Below are 6,456 nucleotides of genomic sequence, written 5' to 3' on the forward strand. Positions count from 1 at the left end.
TTGGTCGTCTTGAAGGATCGACGCGATGGCCGTCTCTTATCTACGCAACACGCCCATCACGGGCAAGTCGTACACCACTTCCGTGGACGCAACCGCCTCGGGCCCGGGCCGAGGCCGCCCCGGGAGACCCCGGGCGGGCACCGACGGCATAGACTGCTTCCCGCCACGGGGTGTGGCGCAGCTTGGTAGCGCACTCGCTTTGGGAGCGAGGGGCCGTGGGTTCAAATCCCGCCACCCCGACTGCCGTCCGCGGCCGGGCAGCCCCGGGAACGTCGTTGCCGGGCGCTGCCGGCTGGCCGTGCCGGCTCGCCTACACTCGATGGGCTGTGAGAGCGCCCAGACCAACCGAGATCCGTCAAGGAGTACGCCTGTGAAGAGCACCGTCGAGACTCTGAGCCCGACGCGCGTGCGGCTCGCCATCGAGGTGCCGTTCGTCGAGCTCGAGCCGAGCCTCAAGAAGGCGTACCGGGAGATCGGCCAGCAGGTCCAGGTTCCCGGGTTCCGCCGGGGCAAGGTTCCCTCCGCCGTGATCGACCAGCGGGTCGGCCGGGGCACGGTCCTCAACGAGGCCGTCCAGGAGGCCATCCCGCAGAACATCCTGGCCGCGGTCCGCGAGCACGACCTGAAGACCCTGGGTCGTCCCGAGGTGGAGATCACCGAGTTCGCCGACGGCGACACGCTGAACTTCACCGCCGAGGTGGACGTCCGCCCGGAGATCAACCTGCCCGACCTGGCCACCATCGAGGTGACGGTCGACGAGCTGCAGATCGACGACAGCGAGATCGACGCGCAGGTGGGCAGCCTGCGGGAGCGGTTCGCCACGCTCAAGACCGTGGAGCGGGCCGCCGCCGAGGGTGACTTCGTGCAGATCGACCTGAACGCGACGGTCGACGGCGAGGAGGTTCCGGGCGGCTCGGCGAGCAACATCTCGCACGAGGTCGGCAGCAAGCAGCTCCTGCCGGGCCTGGACGAGGCGGTCGTCGGCCTGTCCGCCGGCGAGAGCACCACCTTCACCACGCAGCTCGTCGGCGGCGACTACGCCGGCCGCGACGCCGAGGTGTCGGTGACCGTCCGCACGGTCAAGGAGAAGGAGCTCCCCGAGCTGAACGACGAGTTCGCCCAGCTGGCGAGCGAGTTCGACACGATGGAGGAGCTGCGGGGCGACCTGCGCGAGCGGGTGACCCGGGGCAAGCGGGTCGAGCAGATCTACGCCGCCCGGGACAAGGCCCTCGAGCAGCTCGTCGAGGCCGCCGGGGTGCCCGCGCCGGAGGGCGTCGTCCGCGAGGAGGTCGAGAGCCGCAAGGCGGCGATGGTCGACCAGCTGGAGCGCATCGGCGCCTCGCTTGAGGAGTACCTCGCGGCCGAGGAGAAGACCGAGGAGCAGATCGACGCCGAGCTGACCGAGGCCGCCACTCAGGGTGTCAGGATCCAGCTTCTGCTGGACACCATCGCCGACGCCGAGGACACCCAGGTCTCCGACGACGAGTTCGGCCACGAGATCGTGCACCGGGCGCAGCGTGCCGGGATGGCCCCGCAGCAGTACTACGACCAGCTCGTCCGCTCCGGCGCGGCCGGTGCTGTCTACGGCGACGTCCGACGGGGCAAGGCACTGGCCTCGATCATGGAGCGCATCGCGATCAAGGACACCGCCGGCAACGAGGTCAACCTCGACGCACTGCGCGCCGAGGGTGAGGCCGAGCACGACCACGAGCACTGATCGCCGCGGTTCGGCCGCCCTCGGACGCCGGGTCCGACGGCGGCCGAAACCCGTTTCCGGGTACGCCCCGAGGGGGCTGCGCTGAGAGCGAACAGTGCCCCGACCGGGACTCTGCCAACGGGCTGAGCGGTTAGTGTCGGGTAGGACGGTACGGAGAGCGAAGGGCTGCCATGACCGACATGCACATCCCAGCGACGCCGCTCCGGGCGATCGACGCCCGAGGTGGCGACAACATTGGCAACCTCGACGACTCGGTCTACAACCGGTTGCTCAAGGAGCGGATCATCTTCCTGGGCAGCGAGGTGACCGACCAGGTCGCCAACCGCATCTGCGCGCAGCTGCTGCTGCTCGCCGCGGAGGACCCGGACCGCGACATTAACCTCTGGATCAACTCGCCGGGTGGCTCGGTCTACTCCGGCATGGCGATCTACGACACCATGCAGTTCATCGACAACGACGTGTCGACCGTGGCGATGGGCATGGCGGCCTCGATGGGCCAGCTGCTGCTCTGCGCGGGCACCAAGGGCAAGCGGTACGCCCTGCCGCACGCGCGGATCATGATGCACCAGCCGTCGGGTGGCATGGGCGGCACCGCCTCCGACATCGCCATCCAGGCGGAGCAGATGCTCTACACCAAGCGGATGTTCCAGGAGCGGGTCGCGTTCCACACCGGTCAGGGCCAGGCGCAGATCGAGGCGGATTCGGACCGCGACCGCTGGTTCACCGCCCAGGAGGCCATGGACTACGGCTTCATCGACAAGGTGATCACCGGAGCCGCCCAGGTTCCGGAAGGCGCCGGGACCCTGAGCTGAGCGAGGAGCTGACGATGACCGACCTGAGCCTGCCGCCCCAGTTCGCGGCCGTGCACAACCGCTACGTCCTGCCGTCGTTCGTCGAGCGCACGTCGTACGGGGTGAAGGAGTCCAACCCGTACAACAAGCTCTTCGAGGACCGGATCATCTTCCTCGGGGTCCAGGTCGACGACGCGTCGGCCAACGACGTGATGGCCCAGCTGCTCACGCTCGAGGGCACGGATCCGGACCGCGACATCATCATGTACATCAACTCGCCGGGCGGCTCGTTCACGGCCATGACGGCGATCTACGACACCATGCAGTACGTCCGGCCGGACATCCAGACGGTCTGCCTGGGCCAGGCGGCCAGCGCGGCGGCCGTGCTGCTGTCGGCCGGCACGCCGGGCAAGCGGATGGCCCTGCCGAACTCGCGGATCATCATCCATCAGCCGGCCACCGAGGGCGGTTACGGCCAGGGCTCGGACATCGAGATCCAGGCCCGCGAGATCCTGCGGATGCGTACGCAGCTGGAGGAGATGCTCTCCCGGCACTGCAACCAGCCGGTCGAGAAGGTCCGCAAGGACATCGACCGTGACAAGATCATGACGGCCGAGGAGTCCAAGGAGTACGGCCTGGTGGACACCATCCTCACCAGCCGCAAGAAGGGTCTGCTGGCCGCCAACGCCGCCAGCTGAGCCGCACCGGGTCGGAGGTCGGTCGGGAGCCGTTCCTGGCCGACCTCTGACACACCCGTTTTGGGGGTCGGAGAAACCGGCGCCAGCGGGTAACGTCGGGTCTGTACCGCTTCGCTGGCCCCGCCGGCGGAGCACGAGAGACGGGCGGCGCGCAGGCGTCCGAGGTCATGGCCGGGTCCCCGGCCGATGAGTGCAGGGAGAACGTAGGTGGCACGGATCGGTGACGGCGGCGACCTACTGAAGTGCTCCTTCTGCGGCAAGTCGCAGAAGCAGGTCAAGAAACTCATCGCGGGCCCCGGGGTCTACATCTGCGACGAGTGCATCGATCTCTGTAACGAGATCATCGAGGAGGAGCTGGCCGAGTCCGGCGAGGTGAAGTGGGAAGAGCTTCCCAAGCCGATGGAGATCTGCCAGTTCCTCGACAACTACGTCGTGGGTCAGGACCAGGCCAAGAAGGCGCTCGCCGTCGCGGTCTACAACCACTACAAGCGGATCCAGGCCGAGGCGGCCGGTGCCCCCGGCACCGACAGCGTCGAGTTGGCGAAGTCCAACATCCTGCTCCTCGGCCCGACCGGGTGCGGCAAGACCCACCTCGCGCAGACCCTGGCCCGGATGCTCAACGTCCCGTTCGCCATCGCGGACGCCACGGCGCTGACCGAGGCCGGCTACGTCGGCGAGGACGTGGAGAACATCCTCCTCAAGCTCATCCAGGCCGCCGACTACGACATCAAGCGCGCCGAGACCGGGATCATCTACATCGACGAGGTCGACAAGATCGCGCGCAAGTCGGAGAACCCGTCGATCACGCGGGATGTGTCCGGCGAGGGTGTGCAGCAGGCCCTGCTCAAGATGCTGGAGGGCACGGTCGCGAACGTGCCGCCCCAGGGCGGCCGCAAGCACCCGCACCAGGAGTTCATCCAGATCGACACGACGAACGTGCTCTTCATCTGCGGTGGTGCCTTCGCCGGCCTGGATCAGATCATCGAGGCGCGCACCGGCCACGGGGGCACCGGCTTCGGCGCCCGGCTGCGATCCGTCTCGGAGCGCTCGACGGATGACATCTTCAGCCAGGTGATGCCGGAGGACATGCTGAAGTTCGGCCTGATCCCCGAGTTCATCGGCCGGCTTCCGGTGATCACCAGCGTGCGCAGCCTCGACCGTACGGCCCTGGTCCGGATCCTCACCGAGCCCCGCAATGCGCTCGTCCGGCAGTACCAGCGCCTCTTCGAGTTGGACGGGGTCGAGCTGGAGTTCGACACCTCGGCGCTGGAGGCGATCGCCGACCAGGCCATGCTCCGCGGCACCGGAGCTCGCGGCCTCCGCGCCATCATGGAGGAGGTCCTGCTCTCGGTGATGTACGAGGTGCCAAGCAACCCCGACGCCGCCCGAGTGCTGATCACCCGCGAGGTCGTCCTGGAGAACGTCAACCCGACGATCGTTCCCCGGGAGTTCACTGGCCGGCGGGCCCGCCGGGAGCGCGAGGAGAAGTCGGCCTGATCCGCCGTCGCCGAGCCGCACCCGGAATGGCCTGCGGCTCGGCGGGCCCGTGCGCGTCCGGCCAGGGCCGCTTCCCGCACCGGACGCACGCCGCTGTCGCCGGTTCGCTTCCGCCCGTACCCTGATCTCATGCGTGTCGCCGTCTGCCAGCTCAACTCCCGGGACGACCGCAAGGCGAACCTGGCGGCCGCGGAGGCCCTCCTCGAGCGCGCTGCCGCCGCCGGCGCCGACCTGGCGGTCCTCCCGGAGTACGTCGACTACCTCGGGCCGGCCGGTGGGTTACCCACCCCGGAGCCGGTCGACGGGGAGGTCGGGCAGTTCTTCGCCGGGGTTGCGGCGCGGCTCGGCATGTGGGTCGTCGCCGGGTCGGTCCACGAAAGCGGTCCGGACCCGGAGCGCACCTACAACACCTCACTGGTGTTCGACCGCTCCGGAGCGCTGGCCGCCGCCTACCGCAAGATCCACCTGTACGACGTGGAGATCCCTGGCCGGGTGTCGTACCTCGAATCGGCCACGGTCGCCGCCGGGTCTCAACCGGTGGTGGTCGACGTGGAGGGGGTGCGCGTCGGCCTGTCCATCTGTTACGACCTGCGCTTCCCCGAGCTCTACCGCACGCTCGCCACGGACGGTGGGGCGCACCTGCTCCTCGTGCCGGCGGCCTTCATGCTGCACACCGGGCGGGACCACTGGGAGGTCCTGCTGCGCGCCCGGGCCATCGAGAATCAGTGCTTCGTGGCGGCGGCCGGACAGACCGGCGATCATGAACCGTCGCGTACCTGTTTCGGGCGGAGCATGGTGATCGACCCGTGGGGGCTCGTGCTCACCCAGGCGCCGGACGGCACCGGTGTCGCCGTCGCAGATCTCGACCTGGACCGGCTGCGTACCGTCCGCGCCGAGTTGCCGAGCCTGGCGAACCGCCGTCTATAGGGCGGAACCGGGGCCGTCGACGCCCGGACCGGGCCGGACCCGCTCCTCAGCCCTGCAGCAGGACCCCGATGGTCGCGAGGCCGGCGATCGCGGCGGCCGTCACGAGGAGCGCGGTGGTCATCCGGGACGGTCCCCGCCGGACCAGCCGGCCGATCGACAGCACCAGGACGACGAGCACGAAGGCGCCGATGACGAGCTGCCAGAAGGGCAGCAGAAGTCCGAGCAGCGCGTCCTCGGCGAGTACGGTCGTCGCCGTCACATCAGCCATGCCGAACACTCTCCCACGGGGTGAGGGTCCTGGTCTCGCCCTGCGGACGGGAGGGTGCTCCGCGGGCATCCGGGCGGCCAGTGACGGGTCTTGATTTGCCTTCCACGGGGCGTCCCAGTACCTTTCACTCTGCACGCGGGAGGCCGGGGCGAACCGGCTGAGAACGGGCACCAGGCTCGTGGCGGAGACGCCGACCGAGACTGGCACGGGCGGTGCGACGGCCTCCGAGAAATTCGGGGTTGCGATCGCGAAGCCGACCGGGTAGAGTTCTGAAGCCGGCAGGAGCCGGGCGGATGGTCGCGCAGCGATCGTCGGCCGGTCTGCCGCTTCCCACGACAGTAGCGACCGCCGGTGACGGCGTGCGTAATCGTGGATCCGGACCACTTCGAGTTGCTCACCTGGATCTCAGGTTTGACGACGAGGGACGGCCCGGGTAGGTTGGAGAGGTTGCCCCGGACGGGTTCCCTTTGGTGGGGGTTCGGATGGTGTGTGGTTGTTCTTTGAGAACTCAACAGGGTGCTTGATAAGCCAGTGCCAATTGTTTTATACCCCGGACTG

The 6,456-nt window shown here is 68.8% G+C and carries 6 protein-coding genes and 1 tRNA gene; 6 read left to right on the forward strand and 1 reads right to left on the reverse strand.

From position 1 onward, the window contains the following. Nucleotides 1–166: 166 nt before the first annotated feature. The 6 genes from ABTW87_RS29940 to ABTW87_RS29965 all read left to right on the forward strand — a co-directional run bounded on the left by ABTW87_RS29940 (nt 167) and on the right by ABTW87_RS29965 (nt 5,630). Nucleotides 167–240: transfer RNA gene (locus tag ABTW87_RS29940), tRNA-Pro, on the forward strand. 130 nt (nt 241–370) lie between these two features. Beyond that, nucleotides 371–1,717, forward strand: coding sequence for a trigger factor (gene tig / locus ABTW87_RS29945; RefSeq protein ID WP_350654759.1), 1,347 nt, complete (start codon nt 371–373; stop codon nt 1,715–1,717). 170 nt (nt 1,718–1,887) lie between these two features. After that, nucleotides 1,888–2,529: an ATP-dependent Clp protease proteolytic subunit gene (locus ABTW87_RS29950; RefSeq protein WP_289278143.1), complete on the forward strand. Its 642-nt coding sequence runs from the start codon at nt 1,888–1,890 to the stop codon at nt 2,527–2,529. Nucleotides 2,530–2,543: 14 nt separating this feature from the next. Beyond that, nucleotides 2,544–3,206: an ATP-dependent Clp protease proteolytic subunit gene (locus ABTW87_RS29955; protein WP_350654761.1), complete on the forward strand. Its 663-nt coding sequence runs from the start codon at nt 2,544–2,546 to the stop codon at nt 3,204–3,206. 207 nt (nt 3,207–3,413) lie between these two features. Next, entirely contained in the window at nt 3,414–4,703 is a 1,290-nt protein-coding gene (gene clpX, locus ABTW87_RS29960) for an ATP-dependent Clp protease ATP-binding subunit ClpX (protein WP_350654762.1), read from the forward strand. Between the two features lie 129 nt (nt 4,704–4,832). Further along, entirely contained in the window at nt 4,833–5,630 is a 798-nt protein-coding gene (locus ABTW87_RS29965) for a carbon-nitrogen hydrolase family protein (protein WP_350654763.1), read from the forward strand. A gap of 46 nt (nt 5,631–5,676) precedes the next feature. Here ABTW87_RS29965 and ABTW87_RS29970 read toward each other — a convergent pair whose 3' ends face one another. After that, on the reverse strand, nt 5,677–5,898 hold the full coding sequence (locus ABTW87_RS29970) for a hypothetical protein (RefSeq protein WP_350654765.1): 222 nt from the start codon (nt 5,896–5,898) through the stop codon (nt 5,677–5,679). Nucleotides 5,899–6,456 lie beyond the last annotated feature (558 nt).

Origin of the sequence: Micromonospora sp. NPDC126480, from assembly GCF_040302465.1 — a bacterium.
Taxonomy (GTDB): Bacteria; Actinomycetota; Actinomycetes; order Mycobacteriales; family Micromonosporaceae; genus Micromonospora.